Here is a 23,783-nt window from a genome sequence, read left to right as displayed (position 1 = left end):
AATCGGGGCCTTTATTTAAAAAACGAGTCCAATACGCGCGTACACACTGAGGCGATCAGGCGCAAGGTAATCGGGATAGCTGACAGGAATGCCCAGCGACAGCTGAGTGGAGACGTGCGCGTTTCGGGTACCCAGTCCGAGCGAACTGCCCCACAAGGTGCCAGCGGCGTAGCGATCCTGTTTGTCGCTCTGAAGCCATCCACCATCCAGCGCCAGCGTGGTACTGACCTCGCCAATGGCTGGCAGGGTAAACAGCGTGTAGTTGAGTTCGTTGCGCAGGTAGCCGCCAACATCACCGGAAAGATATTGCTCTTTGTAACCACGAACCGAGTTCTCACCACCAATCGTCAGACGTTCGCTGCCATAAAGCCGATCGGGCGACCACTGGGCATACAGACTACTCAGCCACCACATTTTCTGCGTCACCGGTCGCTGATAGCTACTGCTGACACTCCATTTGCGGAATTGAGCTTTGGGGAGATCGTCATTTTTACCGCTGTCGCTTTCGGCATCAAACCAGGGCATCCCGCGACTCAGCATCGGGTTAAGCGTGGCCACCCCGCCCGCGACTTTTTGTGTATGGTTAAAGCCGATCTGCAGACTGGTCAGTTTGCGGCTGCTGCTTTGCAACAGCGTCTGGTTCAGCCAGTTATGGCTGACATAATGGTTCAGCCCGAGCTGAACGCCGGTTTTGATTTGCCCGTTGCGGAACAGCACCCATGAGCCGCTCAGGCGGTTAGAGATGTTATCGCCGTTGCTATACCAGTCGAAATTATTGGCGTTAAAGCGGCTGTGATAATTGCTCCAGCTATAGCTGTAATCCAGCAGCCCATAGCCATAAGGCACGCTGACGCCCGCCTGGAAATTTTGCGCGTCACGCCAGTCGCTGAACGCACTGCTGCGACCGCCGCTGACAAACCAGCGATCGGCAATACCCAGCAGGTCATTACCCACCAGCGAGGCGGAAAGCTGACCCGTGCCTGTCGTTCGCTGGCCGCTGTTGTCTATATTCAGCCCCAGCGTCAGCGGGAATTCAGGTGTGCTGGTCAGATTGACAATGGAATAACCGGGCTTAGCTGACGGGATGATTTCAATCTGAACCGGCGTGGTACGCAGCCGGTTTATCTGCTCCATACCCTGTTCAATGTCGCGTAAATTTAAAATGCGACCGGCACCGGTCGGGAATGCCATTTTCAACTGACGTGAACGGGCACCCTGCAACCGAATTTCTTCCAGCCGTCCCTCCAGCACGGTGATAATTAAAACGCCGTGCGACAGATTCTGTTCTGTCAGGAAGGCCCGGCTGGTGATATAGCCGCGCTGGACGTACCATTCTGATATTTCGCGTACCAGCTGATTAATGCGCGCCAGACTCAGACACTGATTGATATAGGGCGCGACGAGTTTCGCCTGCTTATCTGGCGTAATTAACGTCGCCTGTTGCAGGGTAATCTGGCGGATATCGAAACAGGGACCACTGGCTGGAGCTGGCACGGTTTTTTGCAGCTCAACCTGATGCGCCTGCGTTAACGCGTCGCGCTGCTGCTGATCCTGTTGCAGACGCTGCTGCTGCTGATTCTGAATAAGGTCAAGATCACCGGGCGTAACCGGCGCAGCCATGAGATTGCTGATAAACAAACTGGCTCCGAAAACCAGCCACTTCCCTGTATGAGGCATTTTCATCGAAGTATTAACGGCACTTATTGTAAGTTTTGTGTAAGGACAGGCGTGCAGACTACCACCTTAACAATCAGAAGTTCCTTATTGACTTGAAAAAAATATGTAATTTCGGAAAAAGTGAAATTATCCGTAAATAATTAATCCTTAAATCAAATTCACAGCTGTCTTGCAACTTTCGCAGGATGCCGCTCTTTTTGATTGTTAAGGGAATGAAAGTATTGTCCTGCATGCATAAATATTTATACGCGCGGGATTATTGTTACTTATAGCAGTACGCAGGTATTAACAGGTTTAAAAGCAGTGATGGCGATATCTTCGTGATCAGAGATGAGGTTTCAAATGACACTCTGCCCTGAATGCAAAAAGGCCCGCAAAGTAGCGGGCCTTTAACCGGATAAAACACAGCAACCATTATTTTTCATGGTAGCGATGCACTGCCGGATAGTATTCCAGTCCATACAGCTGGCTCAGTGGCAGCAGCAGTTCAACGTTAATATCATGTACACGCTCACTCGCCACAGGGCCGCTCAGCAGCTGTTCAAACCAGGCTATCAGTTTCTGTTTCATCTCAGGTTCTCCGCATCAGTTGATGCCCTGAGTAAACCCGCTTATGCGCCCGATCAGAACCAAAAATTTCTGCGCTGCTTATGCCGAAAATGGCATAACGCGCCTTGCCTGGTACACCATCAGCCGCCGCCAGACACCGGCTGCTCAGAACATTTACTGCGTTATCAGCGTCACCCAGTTCGCACCTTTACCAGCTGGCGCTTCAGCGACGCGTTTAAGTTCGCCGCTGGAGGGATTGATGGCGTAGCTGCCAATCACCGCACTCTTTTCTCCGCTGACGATCAGCCATTTGCCCTGTGCATCGATCGCGATACTGCGCGGCTGTTTTTCCACCGGCCAGCTACTGACGAGTGTTAACTCACCCGACTGCTTATCGACCCGGTAACCGCTGACAGTGCTGGAGGTGCGCTCGGTCACATAGATAAATTGCCCATCCGGCGTGATTTTAATGTCTGCCGCCCAGATACGCGGCGTCGGATCGCTGTAGCCCGCAGGACGCTGCTCGCCATGCTGCAGGTTATATTTCTTCGCCACCGCGTTGGGCCAGGTTTTTAATGGCGTCAGCGTGCCATCGGCCGCGCGCCGGAACTGCGTAATGGTGCCGCTCATCTCCGCGAGGTTATAGAGGAAGCGATTGTCCGGTGAAATCACGGAATGCCGTGCGCCGCTGTTCTTCTCGCCCTGCACAAATCCCGCACCCAGCGGCGTGATGGCCCCGTCACTGGCGAAGGCATATTGCAGTACCCGATCAGCGCCAAGGTTGCCAACATAGAGCGAATGATTACTGACGTCGGTGATCACCGAATGGGCATGCGGCCCGGTTTTCACTTCGCCGGTGACCTGCGTGGTCACAATGCCTTTGTCATCAATCCGGTTACTGGTGACGATATCGCTGTTATAGGAGGCGGCCAGCAGGTAGCGCCCGCGCTTATCGGTAGTGATCCAGGGAAAGCTGGCCGTAACCGGCGTCACCGCCAGTTTCTGCAGATCACCGTGTGGACGGGTGACGCGCCAGCTGATGATTGCGTAAGGCGGCGAGCGCAGCGCACCATAGAGATGTTTACCATCCGGGCTGGCCGCGAGCGGCATAATCTTTTTCCCGGCGGGCGTATCGCCCCGCCATTGCAGGCTGCCATTCGCCTCGCTGAGCTGATAGCGGGATACCGTGCCGGATTCGGCATTCGACACATAAACAAAGGTTGTCGCCCACAGCGGGGTGCAACACAGCAGCGGCAGAAGTGCCAGCGCCGTTTTCAGACGGATCATAGGGTCACCTTGATAAGTAGTGTCTGCGTCAATGCGCAGCAGGAATTACGCTAACCCTGTCTGATGAGACTGGCTTTGTGCAACTGACTGAAATTATACCTGAAAGCCTGGAGATGTGACGGAGATGTTATTTTAAAAGGCGGGGTCTGAGAGGTGATGCCTTCCCCCGGTGAAAGGAGAAGGCATATACATGCTGCTACCCGGTTTTCGCGATCATTTTATAGTAGCGGTTAAGCCACTTGCCGCTGTTAAGTCGCCACCAGAAGAAGATGCCACGCACCGTCCAGTCAAGGAACATCCCCAGCCAGACGCCGGTGACGCCCATGCCAAGCTGGATGCCCAGCAGATAACCGACCACCACGCGCGCGCACCACATGCTGAACATCGACACATACATGGTGTAACGCGCATCGCGTGCGCCTTTAAGGCCCGCAGGCAGCACCCATGATGCGGCCCAGAGCGGCATAAACAGCGCATTCAGCCAGAGCAGATGTTTCGTTACGTTGATCACTTCCGGGTCGCTGGTATAGAACCGCGCCAGCAACCCGGCCAGCGGCACCGTCAGCAGCGCTATCGCGCTCAGGCAGGCCGTTGCCAGCCAGAAAACATGCCGCACCTGACGCTCCGCCTGGAAGACCTGATTTTTGCCCAGACGGGTACCGGTAATGATGGTTGATGCGGAACCCAGCGCGTTGCCCGGCAGGTTGATCAGCGAGGCGACCGAGAAGGCGATAAAGTTACCCGCAATCTCACTGGTGCCCATGCCTGCCACAAACACCTGCGTCAGCAGTTTACCGCCGTTGAACAGCACCGACTCGATACTGGCAGGCACACCTATACCTAAAACTTCCATCAGAATGCTGCTGTTCCATCGCCGGAAATAGCTCGACAACGTGATCTTCAGCGAGGCGTTAAAGCCGATCATCAGCACGTAAATCACCGCGATCGCCCCGATATAACGGGTGATGGTCAGCCCGAGTCCGGCACCGATAAACCCTAAACCGTCCCACGAGAAGCAGCCATAGATCAGCACGCTACTGATGATGATGTTGAGGATGTTCATGCCGCCGTTAATCAGCATCGGGATTTTGGTGTTACCCGCGCCACGCAGCGCCCCGCTGCCGATCAGCGTGATGGCCGCTGCCGGGTAGCTCCAGGCGGAGGTCTGCAGATAGCTCAGCGCCAGCGCTTTAACTTTGGGGTCGGCGGCACCGGCGATGGCATCGACGATGAGATGGCCCCAGAACTCAATGGCGATCACCAGCACAAAGGCAAGTATTGTCATCATCGCCAGCGACTGACGCGTGGCGGCGCGGGCGCGCTTGCCGTTGCGTTTTGCCAGACTGAATGCCACCACCACCGTGGTACCGAGATCGATAGCCGCAAAGAACGAGATGATCACCATGTTGAAGCTGTCGGCCAGGCCAACGCCCGCCATCGCCTCTTTGCCCAGCCAGCTGACCAGGAAGGTGCTCAGTACGCCCATCAACAGCACACAGGCGTTCTCGAAGAAGATAGGCACTGCTAATGGCGATATTTCACGCCAGTAGAGCGTGCGATAAGAGCGGCGTTTCGGGTACCACGCCGTGCGCTTAATCGCCTGCATCACTGCTACGCCGGGATTTTGCAAAGGATTACCAAATCAGAAGAGACTGACGAGATCTAATGATGATAGTGGGCAGAGAAATATGCAAAGTCTTTCCGGGACAAATTAATCATGGTTACAAACTTTTTCGTTCAGATTCGGCAGATTCTGCCCCACCAGGCTGACCGCTGTAGCAAACCTGATTATTTCCGGGACGTTACGATCGCCTGTCATCACGATGCCGCTAGCTGCATTGTCGCTCCCTTGTCATTTGCAGCGCAACAGACACGGCGACACCGCCTGTTTCGATCATAAAGATTTTCTTACCGAATTTTAATGATGTGTGTTCCGGCTCAGCGCCGTACCGGTCAGATTACGCGCGTCGTTAGCGCAAAAAAAAGGCGATCACAGATTCTTCACCAATCTCTGCAACAAACCCGCTAAGCTTGGGGCAAATTGCGGAAAAAAATGGAAGGAGAAACCATGCCGACACTACGGAAAAACCTGACCAGCCAGCAGGCGCTGGATGAACTCGAACGCCTTTACGATGGTGCCGTTGATGCGCTGCGTGCGGCGATTAAAGTGTTTACCGAAAACGGAACGCTGCCCGATGCCGCGGAACGGGAAAAAGGACTCTTTGTTTACCCGGAGCTGCGCATCACCTGGCACGGTGAAGGTCCGCAGCAGAACCGCACGCGTGCCTGGGGCCGCTTTACCCATACCGGCAGTTACAGCACCACCGTTACCCGTCCGGCATTACTGCGCCACTATATTTCAGAACAACTGGCGATGCTGGAGAAAGAGTATCAGCTGGAGATCGACGTGGTGCCGTCCAGCCAGGAGATCCCCTATCCTTACGTGATCGACGGTTCCGATCTGTCGCTGGATCGCACCATGAGCGCCGGTATTGCGCGCCACTTCCCGACCACAGAGCTGTCACAGATTGGCGATGAGACCACCGACGGTCTGTTCCACGCCGACGCCAAATTTCCGCTGTCGCACTTCGACGCGCTGCGCACCGACTTTTCCCTGGCCCGCCTGCGTCACTACACCGGCACCAGCGTAGAGCACTTCCAGCCGTTTGTGCTGTTCACCAACTACACCCGTTATGTGGATGAGTTCGTGCGCTGGGCGATTGAGCAGGTGCGCGATCCCAACACCCCTTACGACAGCCTGGCCTGTGCGGGTGACGTGGTGCTGACGGCCGACACCGCCAACAGCGAGTCGATGCTTTCTGATCTGGCGTGGAAGAAGCATCAGATGCCTGCCTGGCATCTCACCTCGCCTAATCGTCGCGGCATCACGCTGATTAATATCGGTGTCGGCCCATCGAATGCCAAAACCATCTGCGATCATCTGGCGGTGATGCGTCCGCACGCCTGGCTGATGATTGGTCACTGCGGCGGTCTGCGCGAGAGCCAGCGGATCGGCGACTATGTGCTGGCCCATGCCTATCTGCGTGACGATCACGTACTCGACAGCGTGCTTCCGCCAGACATCCCGGTGCCAAGCATTGCCGAAGTGCAGCGCGCACTGTATGACGCCACCAAATCGGTAAGCGGCATGCCAGGCGAAGAGGTGAAGCAGCGCCTGCGTACCGGCACCGTGGTGACCACCGACGATCGCAACTGGGAGCTGCGCTACTCTGCGTCGGCCCTGCGCTTTAACCTGAGCCGCGCGGTAGCGGTCGATATGGAGAGCGCTACCATTGCCGCGCAGGGTTATCGTTTCCGGGTGCCGTACGGCACGCTGCTGTGCGTCTCCGACAAGCCGCTGCATGGCGAGATCAAGTTGCCCGGTCAGGCAAACCGCTTCTATGAGGGGGCGATTTCAGAGCATCTGCAGATTGGTATTCATGCGGTTGAGCTGTTGCGCGCCGAGGGTGACAAGTTACATTCACGCAAGTTGCGGACGTTTAATGAGCCGCCTTTCCGGTAGGTGTATCGCCGCTGGCTCGGGGAGTTTTGTTCGCTGCGCGAACGGGCTGGCAGAAGGGCTGATGCCGGGGATTGTTCGCTGCGCGAACGGGCTCTGAGCGGGGTTTCGTTCGCCTGATCAGTTGGGCAGTTTCAGACACGCCTCTGCAGGCGACCGACAAGGGGCGCCAGTCGCCGCGCCCCTTGACCCCCGGCTCCGGCCTGCTTTACCGCCGCTTCGCGGTCCCTTCGCTTCTTCCGGATTTCTCCCGGACCGGCAGGACGCGCCATCCCTGGCGCGAACCCGCCTCTTCGCGACATCCCTGTCGCTCGTCCTGAAATCCCTCATCCGCTCAGCGGTTCAGATGGCCTCCCTGCCCCCTCGCTGTTATCTCTTCTTTCTGTGTTGGCACGTTTATCGCTTTACGTTTCCGGGATTGGCTTTGGCTTTGGCTTTGGCTTTGGCTGTGGCTGTGGCTTTGGCTTTGGCTTTGGCTTTGGCTGTGGCTTTGGCTTTGGCTTTGGCTTTGGCTGTGGCTTTGGCTTTGGCTTTGGCTTTGGCTTTGGCTTTGGCTTTGGCTTTGGCTTTGGCTTTGGCTTTGGCTTTGGCTTTACAGTTCAGCAGACAATACAGCACCAGAGAAAACAAAAAGAAATCACAGGCGGGGGTTTCTCAGAGGCATCCGAAGCGCTGAGGAACAACCGGAGGCGAGGATGAGCCGACAGGACGTCGGCGAAAGGACGGTTCGCGCCAGGGATGGCGCGTCCGGACGGTCCGTCGGCCGCAGGGCGTGACGAAGGCACCCCGCACAGCGGGGCGCGCAGGCTGCCGGACGCCGGGATTGTTAAGGGGCGGGCGTCCGCCCCTTGACGCGTCCGCCTGCATGGGCAACCTGAAACTCCCCATCGCCTGGCGGGCGAAACCTGCTCAAAGCCAGCCCGCTGCAACGCGTACCCCGCTCATACCTGCCCGCCGCGAGGCGAAACTCACCCCGCCGCCAGGCACCCATCAGGCACTTAACCACCCAAGCTTAATCACAAACAGAATCGACAGGATCACCAGCGCCGCATTCACCTCTTTCGCACGACCGCTCAGCAGCTTCACCAGCGTCCAGGTAATAAAACCAAACGCGATGCCGTTAGCAATAGAATAGGTCAGCGGCATGGTCAGCGCAGTCACGGTAACCGGCGCGGCCGTGGTGATATCTTTCCAGTCGATATCTGCCAGTCCCGATGCCATCAGTACCGCCACAAACAGCAGCGCAGGCGCAGTGGCGTAAACCGGCACGCTGGAGGCCAGCGGCGAGAAGAACAGTGCCAGCAGGAACAGCACACCCACCACGATCGCGGTCAGTCCGGTACGGCCACCGGCACTCACGCCCGCCGCCGATTCCACATAACTGGTGGTGGTCGAGGTGCCGAGCAGTGAACCAAACAGTGCAGCCGCACTGTCGGCAATCAGCGCACGCCCCATCTTGGGCACATTGCCCTGCTCATCCGCCAGACCGGCACGTTTAGTCACGCCCAGCAGCGTGCCGGTGTTATCAAACACATCGACAAACAGGAAGGCAAAGATCACGCTGATCAGGCCGACGTTAAATGCCCCGGCGATATCCAGCTGCAGGAAGGTCGGTGCAATCGACGGCGGCGCAGAGAAGACGCCCGCGAACGGCGACAGACCGATGCCCATCGAGATAAAGGTCACCAGCAGGATGCCGATCAGCACCGCACCGGTCACGCGACGCGCTTCCAGTACCACGATCACCACAAAGCCAAGCATCGCCAGCAGCGGACCCGGTTTGGTCAGATCGCCAATGCCCACCAGCGTCGCCGGGTTATCGACCACGATGCCCGCCCCTTCCAGGGCAATAATCGCCAGGAACAGCCCGATACCTGCACCAATCCCGGCGCGCAGCGGCAGCGGGATACTGGCAATAATCCACTCGCGGATTTTAAACAGCGACATCGCGAAGAAAATTACCGCCGAGAGAAACACCGCGCCCAGCGCAACCTGCCACGTGTAGCCCATGTGCAGCACCACGGTATAGGTGAAGAAGGCGTTCAGTCCCATGCCGGGTGCCAGCGCAATCGGGTAGTTGGCGATCAGACCCATCAGCACGCAGCCAATCGCCGCCGCCAGACAGGTCGCGACAAACACCGCGCCCTTATCCATGCCGGTTGCGCCCAGAATGCTCGGGTTCACAAACAGAATATAGGCCATCGCCAGGAAGGTAGTGATCCCGGCGATAATCTCGGTACGAACCGTGGTGTTATGCGCTTTGAGTTTGAATAGTTTTTCTAACATCATCATCTCTCGATACAGGAGACAGCCGTCTCTCTTGCTAAAGGGGTTTGTATGCTGATTATTCTGTTTCCGGGACAGGGTTACCGGCCGCTGCATACTTGCGTGCCAGAACCGCCTGAAATCCCTGCGTTACCCACTGCCCAAAGCAATTGCCATGCCATCTGCCGACGCAATCGATTACCTGGCAGAGCCGGACGCGCCTAAGAAGATTCCGAACCAAAACGAGGCGCGATTATGGTGCAATGCACCGATCCCGCGCAATCGTTTTCCTGCGGCAAATCAGTAACCCCCAAAAACTCTGCGCCAGCGCACGCTTCCATACTCTCACAGGCGAAGCGGGTCACGTTTCAGTACGCTGCCTCAGCAACCTTCTCTGGCCTGTGTAGACTCCAGAATTAACTCTTTCGTAACATTGAGGCCGCGCCATGAAGCCAGCGATTTTGGTGGTGGATGATGATCCTGCTGTCTGTGACGTCCTGCAGGATGCGTTAAGTGAACATCTGTTAACGGTCTACCGCTGTCATCAGGGACGCGAGGCGCTATCGATGCTCAGCGAGCACCCGGAGATTTCGCTGGTGATGCTGGATATGATGCTGCCCGATACCAACGGGCTGCTGGTGTTGCAGCAGCTCCAGCGTCAGCGACCCGAGGTACTGGTGATTATGCTGACCGGTATGGGGTCAGAAGCGGAGATGGTGGTGGGTCTGGAGATGGGCGCAGACGACTACATCGCCAAGCCTTTTAATCCCCGCGTGGTGGTGGCCCGCGCCCGTGCCGCTTTGCGTCGCAGCGGGCGTATTGCACAGGCCGATCCTGAACAGGCGGGCTGGCGGTTTAGCGGCTGGCAACTGGACGATGGCCGCTGCCAGCTGTTTAATCCGCAGCGCGAACTGGTGCCGCTGACCCAGGGAGAATACAGCCTGCTGCGCGCGCTGGTGCGTCACGCCCGTAAGGTGCTGACCCGCGATCAGCTGCTGGAGCTGACCCACAGTGAAAGTCTCGATGTGTTTGACCGCACCATCGACGTGCTGATTATGCGACTGCGCCGCAAAATTGAAACCAACCCGCATCAGCCTGATCTGATTCGCACCATTCGCGGGCTGGGTTACGTCTTTTCCGCTGACGTGATGAAACCGGAAATCGCGCCGCGCGCCAGCCAGATCGCCTGAGTCATTCTGAGCGACCTGCCAGTGACAGGCGTGCTCACCTCAGTCGTCATACGTTCCGCCCCAGGCACGCGGCACCAGATCCCCCTGTGCCTCTCCGCTTTCAACCATTGCCAGAATTTTTTCCGCCACGCGCTCAGGCGCGTGCGCGAATGCGGCGCTCTGCTCAGCCTGCGCAATCGCGGCTTCCTGTCCCAACTTCACCGACTGATAAAATTCTGAGCGGGTCATAAACGGATACACCGTGGAAACCGTAATCCCGGCCTCAGCCAGTTCCAGCCGCGCCACGCCGGAGAGCATATTCAGCCCCGCTTTGGAGCTGGTATAGGCCGCCGACCCTGGATACGTTGCCAGCGTCGCCCCGGAGCTGACGTTGATAATGCGCCCTGCGCCCTGCCGCCGCATTGGTGGGATCACCGCCTGCATCATCATCAGCGGGGCAATCAGGTTCAGCTCAAGCAGCGCCCTGAAATCCGCCGCCTCTATTTCCTCAACCGCCGCGTACAGCCCCTGACCAGCATTATTGATGAGCACATCAATCCGGCCAAAGCGTGCCAGCCCCTGTCTGACGGCGTTTGCAATCTGGCCAGGCTGAGTCACATCGCAGGCTACTGCCAGCGCTTTGCCTGATCCATCCGCGAGAGCATCCAGTCGGTCTTTGCGTCGTGCCAGTAAGATAACCCGCGCACCCGCCTGCTGCGCCGCACGCGCCGTGGCTTGACCGATCCCCGACGATGCGCCGGTAATCATGATTACTGCTTCTTCAATTTTCATTCCATACCATCCTGCTCAAAGACCAGAGAGCGAGAATAATCCTCAGCCGGTTGCGCGGCGGCTGCAATCCTGCCTAAAATTTGCCCATTCCTGCTTTCTCCTGTCAGGCGCTGAATCCGCCGGAGTCACGCAATATGAAAGGCCTTGAAGCGTTAAGAGATGAAGTGCTGGCGTGCGCGGCAGACGACCTCACTGCGACGACGATTCCGCGCGTGGATCTCTATCGCGTCAGCCAGCCGATGGCTCTGCCGCCAGAAATCTATCCGCCGTTCGTCAGCCTGATTCTGCAGGGAGAAAAAAGGCTGCAGGTGGGCGCACAATCCATCCGCTATTCCGCAGGTGAAATGTTTACCGCGTCGTTCGATCTGCCCGCCACTGGCGACATCACTGAAGCCAGCGAAGCCTCGCCCTATCTCGCCGTACGTCTGACGCTCGATTTCGCCGCCATCAGCGATCTGCTGCATCAGATGCCTGTGACCGCTCTTCCCGCTACGAACAAAGGCATTTCGGTTAACAGGGTGGATGATGCGCTGGCGGATGTCTGGCTGCGGATGATGCGCCTGCTGACAAAACCGGAGGAGATCGCGGTGATGGCGCCGCTGGTGGAGCGCGAGATGCTTTACCGGCTGTTGCAGGGTACGCAGGGCGGCGTGCTGCGTCAGGCAGCAGAGTTAAACGGGCATTTTGCGAAGATCAGAAAGGCGCTGGTCTGGCTGCGCGCGCACTATGCTACCGCGTTTCGCATTGAGACGCTGGCAGCGATGGCGGGCATGAGTCTGTCGGCCTTCCATCGTGGCTTTCGGGCCAGCACCGGGCTTTCGCCGCTGCAGTATCAAAAACATCTCCGGCTCTATGAGGCGCGCAAAGCGCTGGTGCTGCGGCCCGGCAATGTCGCCGCCGTCGCGGCAGATGTGGGCTACGAGAGTCTGACGCAGTTTACCCGGGAATATGCGCGCCTGTTCGGTGAACCGCCCGCACGCAGCATCAGAAAACTCAGGCTGACCGGCACTGAAACATGACAGGTAAGCGAACTTGATGCGCCCTGCCATTCTGCGCTCAGTGGAGGGCAACTCACAGAAAGCCGTTCGCATAGTCATTACACAGCAGCCAGCGCGGCGCTTCATCTTCATTCAGCGGGTTGAAACGGGCCAGCGGCGTCAGAAACACGTTGTCATTTTCATCATCGTTGGGCATCGATACCTCACCCACCAGCACGTCGCCGAAGCCGTTTTCGCCCCAGAAACTGTGCCAGACGCCCGCCTCCAGCGTCACGCTTTCACCCGGAGAGAGTCGCAGCTGTGTTCCGGCAGCATGGATCTGGCGCAGGCCATCCAGCGACACCACCACCGGCGTGTCAGCCAGCCCGTCACTGTCGTGGTTATGCAGTTCGACAATCAGGTTGCCGCCGCCCCGATTGATGATGTCTTCCATCTTGCGCGGATGATAGTGCATCGGCGTCAGTTGCCCTTCGCGCACGTGCATGATCTTCTCGGCGTAGGGTTTATGCCACGGCTGTCCACCTGGCGAGCCGTTACGCAGCGTAAACAGCGTCAGGCCAGTCTGCATAAAATCTGCCGCGTCAAAGCTGGTGAGATCCCAGCCCAGCCGTAGCGCCAGAATCTCCTGTATCACGTCGCGATCCTGCGCACGCCACTGGCTGACGCTGTAATCGGCCCACGGCGGCAGATGCACATCCTGCTGGCGGAAGAACTCGCGGGTATGCTGCAGGTAGTCATTAACCTCTGAACGTTGCATGGTGGTCTCCTGAGAGCGGCACCCGAAGGTGCCGCCCTGACGCTTATTTCACCGTCCAGCCCTGATAGCTGCCGATATTATTACGATCGATCAGTTTCACCGGGATCAGCACCGGTTTATCCGGCGCGGGTTTGCCCTGCAGAATGTCATAACCAATCTCGACCGCTTTGGCTGCCATGACCTGCGGATCCTGGGCTGGCGTGGCGACGAAAAGTGAGTTTTTGCGCTTCAGCGCCTCTTCCCCGTCCGGCGATCCATCGACGCCCACGATAAAGAATTCGCTGCGCTGCGCCTGTTTCGCGGCTAAGTCCGCGCCAATCGCAGTCGGGTCGTTGATGGCAAACACGGCGTCAATTTTCGGGTTAGCCGAGAGCAGACCGGTCATCACTTCCAGTCCGCCTTCACGACTGCCTTTGGCGTTCTGGTTGTACGAGAGCAGCTTGATGTCCGGATGGGTTTTCAGCTCGTTCATGCAGCCTTCAACACGGTTCTGTACGGCTGAAACCGGCGGTCCGTTGATGATAACCACGTTGCCTTTGTTCTTCAGGCGGTCAGAAATATATTTACAGGCCATTGCGCCCGCCTCGGTGTTATCGGAGGTGATGGTCGCATTGGCACCATCGGCGGCCACGTCGACCGCCACCACCACGATACCGGCGTCACGCGCCCGCTTCACCGCCGGGGCGATCCCTTTGGAGTCCGCGGCGTTGAGGATAATCATGTCGACTTTGGCCGCAATAAAGTTATCAATCTGGCCCACCTGCTGACCAAGGTCGTAACCGCTGGAGACCAGCGTGACATTGACCTTATCGCCCGCCAGCTGACGCGCCTTCATCTCTGCGCCTTTAGTGATCTGCACGAAGAAGGGGTTAGCCAGGTCGCCGACCGTGACGCCGATAGATTTGAGTTCTTTTGCCTGAGCCAGGCCGGTGCTGAACAGCGTTGCCGCCAGCAGCCCGGTTACAATCGGATTAAAACGCATAGACCTTCTCCTGCTGTTTTCAAGGTGCCAACCGCTTAATGGCGTTTTTGGGTGGCGGCGGCGACACGGCGCCTCCGCCCTTTTAAGCCTCAGCTCACATGATGACGGGTGCGGTATTTGTCGATCAGGACCGCGATGATGATTACCGCGCCCTTGATCACCAGCTGCCAGAAATAGGAGACGCCCATCAGCGTCATGCCGTTATTCAGCGTGGCGATAATCAGTGCGCCAATCAGGGTGCCGGTGATGGTGCCGATGCCGCCGACAAAGCTGGTGCCGCCGAGGATCACCGCCGCAATCGCATCCAGCTCGTAGCCGACGCCGAGGTTGCCGTTGGCGCTGTAGAGCCGCGAGGCGCTCATTAAGCCGCCCAGCCCCGACAGCAGGCCGCTCATGCCGTAGACAAACAGCAGCACCACGCCAACCTTGATGCCGGTAAGACGTGCCGCCTGGATGTTGCCGCCGACCGCGTAGATATGAACGCCCAGCGTGGTGCGGCGCAGGATGAACCAGCAGATGGCGATCACCGCAAAGGCAATCACAATCAGCCACGGCACCGGCCCGAGATAGCCGTTACCAATCCACTCAAAGTTAATATCGGAGTTAATCACCGTGGTGCCGTTCGCCAGCAGATAAGCCGCCCCGCGCAGCGCGGTGTAGGTGCCGAGCGTGACGATAAAGGGAGGCAATCCGGCCCAGGCGACCAGGATACCGTTGAACAGCCCCATCACCAGACCCGCGCCCAGCGCCATCGGAATGGTCAGCGAGGCAAGCATCGGATCCAGCGACGCCACCAGCGCGACCACTGCCGTGGTGCCCAGCATTGACCCTACCGACAGGTCGATACCGCCGGTCAGAATGACAAAGGTCATGCCCGCCGCCAGCACGATATTGATCGACGCCTGGCGGGTGATATTCAGCAGGTTCGCTTCGGTAAAGAAGTTCGGCGTAACGAAACCAAACACCGCCACGATCAGGATCAGAATCGGCAGGATACCTACCGTTTGCAGCAGATCACCCATCAGGGCGCGTTTCAGCGTCGGCGCGTTAGTGCGGGCCAGTTGTGACATGGTGGTCTCCTCAGATTTAGCCTGCTGACGTGCTGTGCGCACCGGTTGCCAGCGTCATAATATTTTCCTGACTGATGTGGCTGCCCTCCAGTTCACCGACGATGGTGCCTTCGTGCATCACGTAAACGCGGTCGCTCATGCCGACCACTTCCGGCAGTTCGCTGGAGATCATTAAAATCGCCACGCCCTGCCGCGCCATCTCCTGCATCATGCGGTAAATCTCGCTTTTCGCGCCGACATCAACACCGCGCGTCGGCTCATCAAGGATCAGAATGCGCGGACCAATCGCCACCCAGCGCGAGATCAGCAGCTTCTGCTGGTTGCCACCTGACAGGCCGCCCGCCCGGACCTGAGCGTGCGGTACACGAATATTGAGGGAGGCGATCGCCTCCGTAGCGATGGTCTGCCCTTTGCGGCGGTTGAGCATCCCGTAACTGGCGTCGCGCTCCAGCGTCGCCATCACGATGTTCTCCTGCGCCGCCATCTCCAGAAACAGCCCCTGCTCTTTGCGGTTCTCGGTGAGGAAACCGATGCCGCGCGCAATCGCATCGCGCGGCGAATGAATGGTGACCTTCTCGCCGTCGATCCAGATCTCGCCCTCTTTCGGCTTATGCACGCCGAAGATCAGCTGCGCCAGTTCGCTGCGCCCCGCACCCACCAGCCCGGCCAGCCCGACAATTTCCCCTGCCCGCACAGCCAGACTGCTGGGATGCACTTTGCCGCCGTCGGTCAGATGATTCACCGCCAGCCGGATGTCGCCCAGCGGGATAGCGCGGTCTTTGTTAAACAGGTCGCTGAGCGGCCGCCCGACCATCATCCGCACCAGTTCGCTGGCGTTGAGCTGGTCACGCGTCAGGCTGCCGACATACACCCCGTCACGCAGCACGCTGACGCGGTCGGACAGCTCATAGACCTCCGCCATACGGTGACTGATGTAGATGATCGCCATGCCTTCGCTGCGCAGCCGTTTAATCAGCGCGAAGAGCTGTTCAGTTTCACGGTTTGAGAGCGCGGCGGTCGGCTCATCCATCACCAGGATGCGGCTGTTGCGCTGCAGTGCGCGGGCGATCTCGACCTGCTGTTGCTCGGCGATGCTCAGACGACTGACAAGATCCCAGGCGCTGAACTGCGCGCCGAGCCGGTCAATCACCCGCTGCGCCTCTTCGGCCATCTGCCGCCGCTTCACCAGCCCGCCGGGCGCGATTTCACTACCCAGAAAAATGTTCTCCGCCACCGTCAGGTTGGGTGCCAGGTTGATCTCCTGATAAATCAGGGTGATCCCGGCAGCCAGCGCCTCTTTCGGCCCCTTAATCGTATAGGGCTTGCCTTCAATGAGAATTTCCCCGCTGCTGGCGGTATAGGCACCGGCCAGAATCTTCATCAGTGTGCTTTTACCCGCGCCGTTCTCTCCCATCAGCGCGTGAACCTCACCGGGATACACCGTGAGATCGACGCCCTTCAGGGCATAAAAATTGCCGAAGCGTCGGGTAATGCCCCGCATTTCCAGTATCGGTGTGGCTGTCATCGCCCTGCTCCTGCGGACTGTGGATAGCCGCCAGTTAAGCAACGCCAGATAAACGGAAAATGTCAGCGGCCATTCATATTTGTCATAAATGCCCGACGTCACGCTCCTATACTCGGCCCACGGTTGCCGTGAAGAAGAGGTCGTGGGATGCAGCACAGTTATCCGTGGCAGGCCGGGGCGCGTGGCCGCCTGTTGATGTTCAATCTGCTGGTGGTGTTGGTCACGCTGATGGTGAGCGTGGTGGCGATCGTCGGCTTTCGTCATGCCGGGGCGATTCAGGAGCAGGCACAGGCGCAGACGCTGGCAGATATGAACGGCAGCCTGGCGCTGGCACGTGACACCGCCAACGTGGCGACGGCGGCCGTGCGGCTGTCGCAGGTGGTCGGGGCGCTGGAGTATCAGAGCGAATCACAGCGGCTGCAGCAGAATCAGCAGGCGTTACAGCAGTCGCTGAGCCTGCTGGCGAGTGCGCCGCTGGCGGCCCGTCAGCCGGAGCGCATCGCCCGGATCCGCGCCCGCAGCCTGATGCTGGAGCAGACGATTAACAGCCTGCTGCTGAACAGCCATCAGCGGCATCTGCAGCGCAACAACATGCTGAGCGATCTGTGGCAGACGCAGATTCTGCTCAGTCATATCGACCAGCGGGTGCAGCGGGAACAGCGGACGCGGCCGGATGCCGCACTGCGCGAGCAGACCGAACGGCTGATCACCATCGCCATCCGTACGCCCTCGCCCATCGCCGTGATTGAGCAGCTTCAGCAGATCATGACGCAGTGGCGCACGGTGCCGCTGACGGGTGTCACCGGCGAGCAGGTACAGCGGCTGCTCGCCACTCAGCAGCGCCTGCTGCCGCTGGCGGAGGCGCTGGAGCAGAGTGACCTGGCGATCGCCTACGCCACCTACCGGATTAAAGCGCTGGTGGCGATGCTGAACGACGATATCAATGCGTCGGTGCAGCAGGTTGCGTTGCAGAGCGAGGCGCGCACCCAGGCCACCCACCACGAACTCGACTCCATCATCGGCTTTATCGCCCTGTTTGTGCTGCTGGCGCTGGCGATCACTGGCTATGCCGGGATCTATATTTACCGCAATCTTGGGTCGAGCCTGACGGCGATTGCCGGGGCGATGACGCGGCTGGCGCAGGGCGAGCAGAACGTCAGCGTGCCGGGACTGCAACGGCGCGACGAGCTGGGCGAGCTGGCGCGGGCGTTTAACGTCTTTGCCCGCAATACCGCCTCGCTGGCCCACACCTCACGTCTGCTGAAAGAGAAGAGCAATCAACTGGAGTCTACGTTCCTGGCGATGCGCGACGGCTTTGCCCTGTTCGATAACAGCGGTCAGCTGGTGGTGTGGAACGCCCAGTATGCCGAGCTGCTCGGCATTGCGCCGCGTGAGCTGCATCGCGGCGTCCACTATCAGCAACTGCTGGCCCCGCTGGCGGTCGATCTGCACGATCCCGGTGAACAGCAGGAGATACGGCTGGCCGATGGCCGGACGCTGGAGCTGCGCTTCAGCCCGATCCCGCGGCGCGGCATGGTCAATACCGTGCTGGACCGGACCTCACGTAAAACGCTGGAGGAGGCGCTACAGCACAGTCAGAAGATGAAGGCAGTCGGCCAGCTGACCGGCGGCCTGGCGCACGACTTCAACAATCTGCTGGCGGTGATTATTGGCAGTCTGGCGCTGACCGAAGGCCAGCTGATGCCCGGCCCGCTGGCAACCCGGGTAGAACGGGCGCGGCAGGCCGCCGATCGCGCCGCCCAGCTGACGCAGCGTCTGCTGGCGTTTTCACGTAAGCAGGCGCTCTATCCGCGCGCGGTGTCGGTGGTCACGCTGGTGGATAACCTGCAGGGACTGCTGCAGCACTCGCTGCTGCCGGGACAGCAGCTGATCATTGATGCGCAGCGTCCCGGCTGGCTGGCCTGGATTGATGCCAGCCAGCTGGAGAATGCGCTGATGAATCTGGTGGTAAACGCGCGTGATGCGATGCATCAGCAAAGCGGCGAAATCCGGCTGCGTATCCGGAATCAGCGCCAGCCGCAAGGGAATGAAAAACGTGACCGGGTCACAATTGAGGTGATTGATCGCGGCTGCGGCATGTCGGCCGACGTCCGCGAGCAGGTTTTCGAGCCCTTCTTCACCACCAAAGCCACCGGCAGCGGCAGCGGACTGGGGCTGTCGATGGTTTACGGCTTTGTGCGGCAGTCAGGTGGGCAGATTGAACTGGACACTGCGCCGGGCCAGGGCACCACGGTGCGGCTGCTGTTGCCTCGAGCTTCGGAAGCCGCTGCTACTGCCGTCATCACCCCGCCACCGCCAAAGCCCGCCGAGGCAGAGGCAGCGAACAACCGGCTGATACTGGTGCTGGATGATGAACCGGCGGTGCGCCAGACGCTGTGTGAGCATCTGCACGAGCTGGGGTATCTGACGCTGGAGTGTGGCGACGGTGAAGCGGCGCTGGCGCTGCTGCGCCAGACGCCCGATATCGACCTGCTGATCAGCGACCTGATGCTGCCCGGCGAGATAAATGGCGCGGAAGTGATTCGCCAGGCGCAGCAGAACTGGCCGCAGCTGGCGACGCTGCTCATCAGCGGTCAGGATCTGCGTCACCAGCCGGTGACGCTGCCGCTGTGTGAGCGACTGGCGAAGCCCTGGCAGCAGGTCCAGCTGGTGCAGGCGCTCCAGCGCGCCTGGCAGCGCAGTGAACGGCTTAATCGCGCGCAGCAGGCTGCCACAGCGGCACCGGCTTGCCACTGATGTAGCGCTTACGCAGGCGGCTGGAGATCACATCCATCACCATAACCACCACCACCAGGATCAGCGTCAGGAACATCACCACGTCCCAGTTCCACAGCCGCATGTTCTCGGCGTAGACCAGGCCAACGCCGCCCGCGCCGACAAAGCCCAGCACCGCCGCTGAGCGGGTATTGGACTCAATCTGGTAAAGGCTCAGCGCCAGGAACTGCGGGAATGACTGGGTGAAGATGCCGAACCGGTGTTTCTGCAGGCTGTTGGCGCCGACCGCGCCCAGCCCGCGACTGGGTGAGCGCTCCACCGCTTCGTGCCCTTCGGCATAAAGCTTACCGAGCAGTCCCACATCCTGCAGGATAATCGCCAGCACCCCGGCCAGCGGCCCCATCCCCACCGCACGCACGAATATCAGTCCCCAGATCGCCATATCGATACCGCGCAGCACATCGAACAGACGCCGCACAAGGAACGCCAGCGGCTTCGCGGCGCGATCGTGCATCACATTGCGCGCCGCCAGAAACGACAGCGGCAGCGCCAGCAGCGAGGCCGTCAGCGTCCCGGCAAAGACAATCCCTAAAGTGATCCCCACCTGTGAAAAATAGTAGCCAAACGGCCAGTTCAGGAAGTCGTGCCAGACAAACATCCGCAGGAAATAGCGCCCCAGCTGCTGGCAGCCCATCAGCAGGCGCGACCACTCCAGGCCAAATACCGAGAAGAAAAAGAGGTAATAGAGCAGCACCGCCAGCGCCATCAGCCCGATGCGGCGCAGATAGCGCGGCTGCGCGGCGAACAGTTCACGATGCTGCTGCTTCAGCAGTGCGACATCCGGTACGTGGCTTATCATGTCCGATCTCCTGTGACACGGCGACGAAGCTGGCCGGATAGCGTGTCCAGCAGCGAAACCACGATCAGAATCAGCAGCAGCGTAATACTCACCTGATCGTAGCGGTCCAGTTTGATGTTGGTCATCAGCTCCTGGCCGATGCCGCCCGCGCCGACCAGTCCGAGGATGGTGGAGGAGCGAAAATTAATCTCCAGCCGCATAAAGCTGTAGGAGAGAAAAATCGGTTTCACCTGCGGCCAGAAGGCGAAGCGCATCCGCTGCAGCTTACTGGCACCGCAGGCGGCCAGGCCACGCACCGGCTTATCCGACGCCGACTCAATCGCCTCGTAAAACAGCTTGGTCAGGCTGCCCACGGTGTGCAGCGCCAGCGCCAGAAAGCCGGGGATCGCCCCGATGCCAAACGCCATGACAAACATCACCGCCCATGCCAGCTCTGGCATGGTGCGCAGAAAGGCAACAAAGGCGCGAATCGTCATCCGCACGCTGACCGGCGTCTGGGTATTATCGGCGGCAAAAAAGGCCAGTACCGCTGCCAGGGCGACGGCCACCAGCGTCGAAGCCAGCGCCAGCTGCAGCGTTTCCCAGATCAGCGGCAGCTGAATCGGCAGACGGTAGCCCCAGTAAGCCAGCGAGCCTTCGGTCTTACCGTCGGCAAACAGCAGCGGCAGATGCAGCACCGGCAGGATTTCGTGCAGATAGTCGAAGAAGTGCGGCAGTGACTGCCAGACGGTGAGCAGATTAAATTCTGCCACTCTCCCGGCCGCCAGATAGAGCGCCACCAGCAGCAGTGACCAGAGCAGTGTGTCACGTTTCTGCTGGCGGCGGATGCGTTGGTAATAGTGTTCGAAGTCGGTCAAAGGGGGTTCTCCGGCGCTAAAGCAGCGGGACGCAGGCGGGGTTGCCGCGTCCCGCCTTCCCCGTCTCGGCGGGGAAAGTCAGGGCGTCGTCGGCTTAGCCGCGGCTGCCTTTCATCAGGTCACGCTTCATGTCGATAATGCTTTTATAGTCAGCAACGGTCGCCTCACCGATATGCTGCTGGCCACCCACCGCTTTCACGAAGCAGGCGTGATCTTCCTTATCCAGCTTTTTAATTGCCGACACCACTTTCGCTTTGAAGTCAGCGGGCAGCTTGTTGCTGACCAGCACCGGCCCGTTGGGGATCAGCGGCGACTGCCAGATGATGCGGATCTGCTTCATCAGGTCCGGATGGTCCATGCGGATCAGACGGCCAAACGCGCCAGAGGTGTAGCCGCTGTTGTAGTCACCGACCAGTGAAGTCCAGGTGACCGCGCCATCAAACTGGTTGTTCAGCACGCCCAGAATGTCCTGCTCATGGCCGCCGGAGAAGGTCACGCTGGAGAAGGTGTTGTTATATTTGTCATCCACCGAGCCGCCGAACATCTTCTTAAACGCCTGGTTGGGCATCAGGAAGCCGGACGTCGAGTCGGGATCGGCCATGCCGAACGATTTGCCCTTCAGGTCTTCCAGCTTTTTATACGGGCTGTCCGCTTTGACGATGACGACAGAGTGGTAGCCGCGTGACTGATCTTTGTCATCGACTACGATGCCGACCACATCCACCGCTTTCGGGTCCTGAAGGTAGACCGAGGCAAACGAGGCTGGTGACATGCTCAGTACCATATCGATCTTGCCGCCCAGCAGGCCCTGGATCACGCCCGAATAGTCTGAGGCGTTGCGCATCTGGGTATCCACACCCAGCTCTTTATCAAAGAAGGTCTTCACACACTGATTGTCGCCGATCTGCTGGGTGGCGTTCTGCCCACCCAGAATCCCCAGATTAAGCTGTTTTGGCGCATCCGCTGCGCTGACACCCAACGCCATGACACTGGTCAGAAGTGCTAAAGAAGTCAGTTTCATTCGGAATTATTCTCTTGCTGTGGACGTTAATGGATTTGGTTAAGTTCATCGCCGTACAGCTGGTGAAGCAGGCTGTCGGTGAGTCGGGAAGGATGTCCGTCAAACAGCACCACGCCGCGCTGAATGCCAATCACCCGGGTGCAGTAGCTTTTCACCAGCTCAATCGAGTGCAGGTTGACCATCACGCTGATCCCCTGCTCGCTGACCTGACGCAACACATCCATGATGCGTTTGGTATTTTTAGGGTCGAGTGACGCCACCGGCTCATCGGCCAGCAGAATTTTCGGGTTCTGCATCAGGGCGCGGCAGATCGCCACGCGCTGCATTTGCCCGCCTGAGAGGTTTTCCGCCCGCTGCAGCGCCTGCGGCAGCATGTTCATCCACTGCAGCAGTTCAATGGCGTGCGCCCGGTCCTCGTCAGAGAAGATTTTAAAGAAGGACTTCAGCGTCGCGGTCTGGCTCAGACGGCCCAGCAGCACGTTGGTCAGCACGTCGAGGCGCGGCACCAGACAGAAGTCCTGAAAGATCATGCCGCACTGGCTGCGCCATTCGCGCATCTGGCGGCTGCTGAGCGTGACCACGTTACGATCGGCTTCGCCTTCATGCAGGCTGATAATCGCGCCGGACGTGGCATTAATCGTGCCGTTGAGCATATGCAGCAGGGTTGATTTACCCGCGCCCGAGCGGCCAATCACCGCCACCAGCTCACCGGCGTGCAGGTCGAAACTGACCTGATCCAGCACCTGGGTGTCGCCATAGGCTTTGCTCAGTTTCTGCACCGACAACACTTTTTGTCCGCTGAGGCTGGCCGGTGGTGCATCGTTATCGACCACCGTTTTCAGAAGTGCCTGTGCCATGCTGTTCTCCGTCATCGCTGATTGCGTCTGCCGGTTATTAAGGCGTGACGCGATGAACGCGGGATGACAGCGAGATGATCAAACCGTGACAGGCCAGTGCGCACCGCACAGCAGCGTCTGACCATCACGGGCAGGCTGCACACCCTCCGGCAACGGATTTTCCGCTAACCAGTTATCCATCTCATGACTGAGGTGGGTCAGCCAGGTCTGACGCGGCTGAAGCAGCGCCGCAATCGCCAGCGCCCGGGTCACATCATTGTGATTACCCGCCTCTGCACGCGGGGGATCGTTGCAGTCAATCACCAGTTGATCCAGCGGCTGGCCGCGCAGGAAGTCGGCGGTGTCGGGCGGCAGTCCGCAGGTGTCGCACAGCCAGGCGAGCCGGGTGTCGTGCCAGTCGAACAGATAGCCGTGCGTCAGCTTCGAGTGCTGCAGCGGCAGCGGCGTGACCTGCAGTTCACCAAAGGCGTGCGCCACAAACGGCGTTAAGGCGGGACGGAAATCGAGCAGGCCGGGGTGTTTGTAGAGGTCGTCACAGCCGCGCGGATCGGGCGGCCCCCAGACCGGAATCGGACCACCCTTTCCCCAGCGCAGCGCAAACAGGCCCTGCACATGATCCATGTGGTAATGGGTCAGCAGAATGCGCGTCAGCGTGCCGGGCGGAAAGCGCGACGCCAGCAGCGGCAGACCGGCATCCAGCAGGATGCGCTCGTGGCCGAACGCGATCAGCGCGCAGCAGGGTGCACGCGCATGAGCGCTATTGCGCTGCGCCCGCTGGCAGGCGCGGCAGTCGCAGCCCGGCAGTGGCGCGGCCGTCACCCCGCCGGTGCCGAGAAAAGTGAGTTTCATGGATGCGTCTCCG

20 protein-coding genes are annotated in these 23,783 nt (G+C 59.3%); 5 read left to right on the top strand and 15 right to left on the bottom strand.

All coding sequences use genetic code 11. The features are described from left to right. Positions 1 to 15: 15 nt before the first annotated feature. The 4 genes from IV493_RS06365 to IV493_RS06350 all read right to left on the bottom strand — a co-directional run bounded on the left by IV493_RS06365 (position 16) and on the right by IV493_RS06350 (position 5,119). Entirely contained in the window at positions 16 to 1,683 is a 1,668-nt protein-coding gene (locus IV493_RS06365) for a ShlB/FhaC/HecB family hemolysin secretion/activation protein (RefSeq protein ID WP_195857936.1), read from the bottom strand. Between the two features lie 408 nt (positions 1,684 to 2,091). Next, a complete protein-coding gene (locus IV493_RS06360; protein WP_010670871.1) occupies positions 2,092 to 2,247 on the bottom strand; it encodes a hypothetical protein in 156 nt (51 codons plus the stop codon). Positions 2,248 to 2,400: 153 nt separating this feature from the next. Next, complete coding sequence (locus IV493_RS06355) at positions 2,401 to 3,513, bottom strand: beta-propeller fold lactonase family protein (protein ID WP_195857935.1); 1,113 nt, start codon at positions 3,511 to 3,513, stop codon at positions 2,401 to 2,403. Between the two features lie 196 nt (positions 3,514 to 3,709). Beyond that, positions 3,710 to 5,119 (bottom strand): EmmdR/YeeO family multidrug/toxin efflux MATE transporter, encoded by a 1,410-nt coding sequence (locus IV493_RS06350; RefSeq protein WP_013358314.1) that lies wholly within the window; start codon positions 5,117 to 5,119, stop codon positions 3,710 to 3,712. Positions 5,120 to 5,581: 462 nt separating this feature from the next. Between IV493_RS06350 and IV493_RS06345 the strand changes: the two genes are divergently transcribed. Next, positions 5,582 to 7,036, top strand: a complete 1,455-nt coding sequence (locus IV493_RS06345; protein WP_033783426.1) for an AMP nucleosidase — start codon at positions 5,582 to 5,584, stop codon at positions 7,034 to 7,036. Positions 7,037 to 7,417: 381 nt separating this feature from the next. Beyond that, the gene (locus IV493_RS06340) at positions 7,418 to 7,732 is read left to right on the top strand and encodes a hypothetical protein (protein ID WP_195857934.1); all 315 of its coding nucleotides are present in this window, start codon (positions 7,418 to 7,420) and stop codon (positions 7,730 to 7,732) included. A 291-nt stretch (positions 7,733 to 8,023) separates the two neighbouring features. Here IV493_RS06340 and IV493_RS06335 read toward each other — a convergent pair whose 3' ends face one another. After that, entirely contained in the window at positions 8,024 to 9,322 is a 1,299-nt protein-coding gene (locus IV493_RS06335; RefSeq protein ID WP_197042348.1) for an NCS2 family permease, read from the bottom strand. 422 nt (positions 9,323 to 9,744) lie between these two features. Between IV493_RS06335 and IV493_RS06330 the strand changes: the two genes are divergently transcribed. Then, entirely contained in the window at positions 9,745 to 10,488 is a 744-nt protein-coding gene (locus IV493_RS06330) for a response regulator (RefSeq protein ID WP_013358320.1), read from the top strand. 39 nt (positions 10,489 to 10,527) lie between these two features. On the opposite strand, the gene IV493_RS06325 is transcribed toward IV493_RS06330, so the two are convergent. Next, complete coding sequence (locus IV493_RS06325; RefSeq protein ID WP_195857933.1) at positions 10,528 to 11,259, bottom strand: SDR family oxidoreductase; 732 nt, start codon at positions 11,257 to 11,259, stop codon at positions 10,528 to 10,530. Positions 11,260 to 11,393: 134 nt separating this feature from the next. Between IV493_RS06325 and IV493_RS06320 the strand changes: the two genes are divergently transcribed. After that, complete coding sequence (locus IV493_RS06320; protein ID WP_179291159.1) at positions 11,394 to 12,278, top strand: AraC family transcriptional regulator; 885 nt, start codon at positions 11,394 to 11,396, stop codon at positions 12,276 to 12,278. Positions 12,279 to 12,330: 52 nt separating this feature from the next. On the opposite strand, the gene IV493_RS06315 is transcribed toward IV493_RS06320, so the two are convergent. From IV493_RS06315 to IV493_RS06300, 4 genes are all read right to left on the bottom strand, one after another. Continuing rightward, complete coding sequence (locus tag IV493_RS06315; RefSeq protein ID WP_013358323.1) at positions 12,331 to 13,014, bottom strand: D-lyxose/D-mannose family sugar isomerase; 684 nt, start codon at positions 13,012 to 13,014, stop codon at positions 12,331 to 12,333. A 43-nt stretch (positions 13,015 to 13,057) separates the two neighbouring features. Then, positions 13,058 to 13,996: an ABC transporter substrate-binding protein gene (locus tag IV493_RS06310; RefSeq protein WP_013358324.1), complete on the bottom strand. Its 939-nt coding sequence runs from the start codon at positions 13,994 to 13,996 to the stop codon at positions 13,058 to 13,060. Positions 13,997 to 14,085: 89 nt separating this feature from the next. Continuing rightward, a complete protein-coding gene (locus IV493_RS06305) occupies positions 14,086 to 15,066 on the bottom strand; it encodes a ribose ABC transporter permease (RefSeq protein ID WP_013358325.1) in 981 nt (326 codons plus the stop codon). A 16-nt stretch (positions 15,067 to 15,082) separates the two neighbouring features. Continuing rightward, positions 15,083 to 16,591, bottom strand: a complete 1,509-nt coding sequence (locus IV493_RS06300) for a sugar ABC transporter ATP-binding protein (protein WP_195857932.1) — start codon at positions 16,589 to 16,591, stop codon at positions 15,083 to 15,085. 147 nt (positions 16,592 to 16,738) lie between these two features. Here IV493_RS06300 and IV493_RS06295 point away from each other — a divergent pair, with 147 nt between their 5' ends. Continuing rightward, the gene (locus tag IV493_RS06295) at positions 16,739 to 19,348 is read left to right on the top strand and encodes an ATP-binding protein (protein WP_195857931.1); all 2,610 of its coding nucleotides are present in this window, start codon (positions 16,739 to 16,741) and stop codon (positions 19,346 to 19,348) included. On the opposite strand, the gene phnE (IV493_RS06290) is transcribed toward IV493_RS06295, so the two are convergent. From phnE (IV493_RS06290) to phnP, 5 genes are all read right to left on the bottom strand, one after another. Then, a complete protein-coding gene (gene phnE, locus IV493_RS06290) occupies positions 19,302 to 20,186 on the bottom strand; it encodes a phosphonate ABC transporter, permease protein PhnE (RefSeq protein ID WP_095706989.1) in 885 nt (294 codons plus the stop codon). The two genes, IV493_RS06295 and phnE (IV493_RS06290), sit on opposite strands and share 47 nt — an antisense overlap. Continuing rightward, a complete protein-coding gene (phnE, locus tag IV493_RS06285; protein ID WP_107319863.1) occupies positions 20,183 to 21,043 on the bottom strand; it encodes a phosphonate ABC transporter, permease protein PhnE in 861 nt (286 codons plus the stop codon). Before phnE (IV493_RS06285) ends, phnE (IV493_RS06290) begins: the two co-directional genes overlap by 4 nt. Positions 21,044 to 21,137: 94 nt before the next feature. Then, entirely contained in the window at positions 21,138 to 22,064 is a 927-nt protein-coding gene (phnD, locus tag IV493_RS06280; protein WP_033783438.1) for a phosphonate ABC transporter substrate-binding protein, read from the bottom strand. A 26-nt stretch (positions 22,065 to 22,090) separates the two neighbouring features. Further along, complete coding sequence (gene phnC / locus IV493_RS06275) at positions 22,091 to 22,921, bottom strand: phosphonate ABC transporter ATP-binding protein (protein ID WP_147789707.1); 831 nt, start codon at positions 22,919 to 22,921, stop codon at positions 22,091 to 22,093. Positions 22,922 to 22,999: 78 nt separating this feature from the next. Continuing rightward, the gene (gene phnP, locus IV493_RS06270) at positions 23,000 to 23,770 is read right to left on the bottom strand and encodes a phosphonate metabolism protein PhnP (protein WP_195857930.1); all 771 of its coding nucleotides are present in this window, start codon (positions 23,768 to 23,770) and stop codon (positions 23,000 to 23,002) included. Positions 23,771 to 23,783 lie beyond the last annotated feature (13 nt).

The organism is Pantoea sp. SM3640, from assembly GCF_015654165.1.
Lineage (GTDB): Bacteria > Pseudomonadota > Gammaproteobacteria > Enterobacterales > Enterobacteriaceae > Pantoea > Pantoea vagans.
The sequence above is the reverse complement of the archived record's forward strand: the minus strand, read 5'-3'. Positions and strand labels throughout refer to the sequence as shown.

Coding starts and splice junctions, on each gene's coding strand:
- IV493_RS06365 (WP_195857936.1), bottom strand. CDS start 1,683: ATGAAAATGCCTCATACAGGGAAGTGGCTGGTTTTCGGAGCCAGTTTG.
- IV493_RS06360 (WP_010670871.1), bottom strand. CDS start 2,247: ATGAAACAGAAACTGATAGCCTGGTTTGAACAGCTGCTGAGCGGCCCT.
- IV493_RS06355 (WP_195857935.1), bottom strand. CDS start 3,513: ATGATCCGTCTGAAAACGGCGCTGGCACTTCTGCCGCTGCTGTGTTGC.
- IV493_RS06350 (WP_013358314.1), bottom strand. CDS start 5,119: ATGCAGGCGATTAAGCGCACGGCGTGGTACCCGAAACGCCGCTCTTAT.
- IV493_RS06345 (WP_033783426.1), top strand. CDS start 5,582: ATGCCGACACTACGGAAAAACCTGACCAGCCAGCAGGCGCTGGATGAA.
- IV493_RS06335 (WP_197042348.1), bottom strand. CDS start 9,322: ATGATGTTAGAAAAACTATTCAAACTCAAAGCGCATAACACCACGGTT.
- IV493_RS06330 (WP_013358320.1), top strand. CDS start 9,745: ATGAAGCCAGCGATTTTGGTGGTGGATGATGATCCTGCTGTCTGTGAC.
- IV493_RS06325 (WP_195857933.1), bottom strand. CDS start 11,259: ATGAAAATTGAAGAAGCAGTAATCATGATTACCGGCGCATCGTCGGGG.
- IV493_RS06320 (WP_179291159.1), top strand. CDS start 11,394: ATGAAAGGCCTTGAAGCGTTAAGAGATGAAGTGCTGGCGTGCGCGGCA.
- IV493_RS06315 (WP_013358323.1), bottom strand. CDS start 13,014: ATGCAACGTTCAGAGGTTAATGACTACCTGCAGCATACCCGCGAGTTC.
- IV493_RS06310 (WP_013358324.1), bottom strand. CDS start 13,996: ATGCGTTTTAATCCGATTGTAACCGGGCTGCTGGCGGCAACGCTGTTC.
- IV493_RS06305 (WP_013358325.1), bottom strand. CDS start 15,066: ATGTCACAACTGGCCCGCACTAACGCGCCGACGCTGAAACGCGCCCTG.
- IV493_RS06300 (WP_195857932.1), bottom strand. CDS start 16,591: ATGACAGCCACACCGATACTGGAAATGCGGGGCATTACCCGACGCTTC.
- IV493_RS06295 (WP_195857931.1), top strand. CDS start 16,739: ATGCAGCACAGTTATCCGTGGCAGGCCGGGGCGCGTGGCCGCCTGTTG.
- phnE (WP_095706989.1), bottom strand. CDS start 20,186: ATGATAAGCCACGTACCGGATGTCGCACTGCTGAAGCAGCAGCATCGT.
- phnD (WP_033783438.1), bottom strand. CDS start 22,064: ATGAAACTGACTTCTTTAGCACTTCTGACCAGTGTCATGGCGTTGGGT.
- phnC (WP_147789707.1), bottom strand. CDS start 22,921: ATGGCACAGGCACTTCTGAAAACGGTGGTCGATAACGATGCACCACCG.
- phnP (WP_195857930.1), bottom strand. CDS start 23,770: ATGAAACTCACTTTTCTCGGCACCGGCGGGGTGACGGCCGCGCCACTG.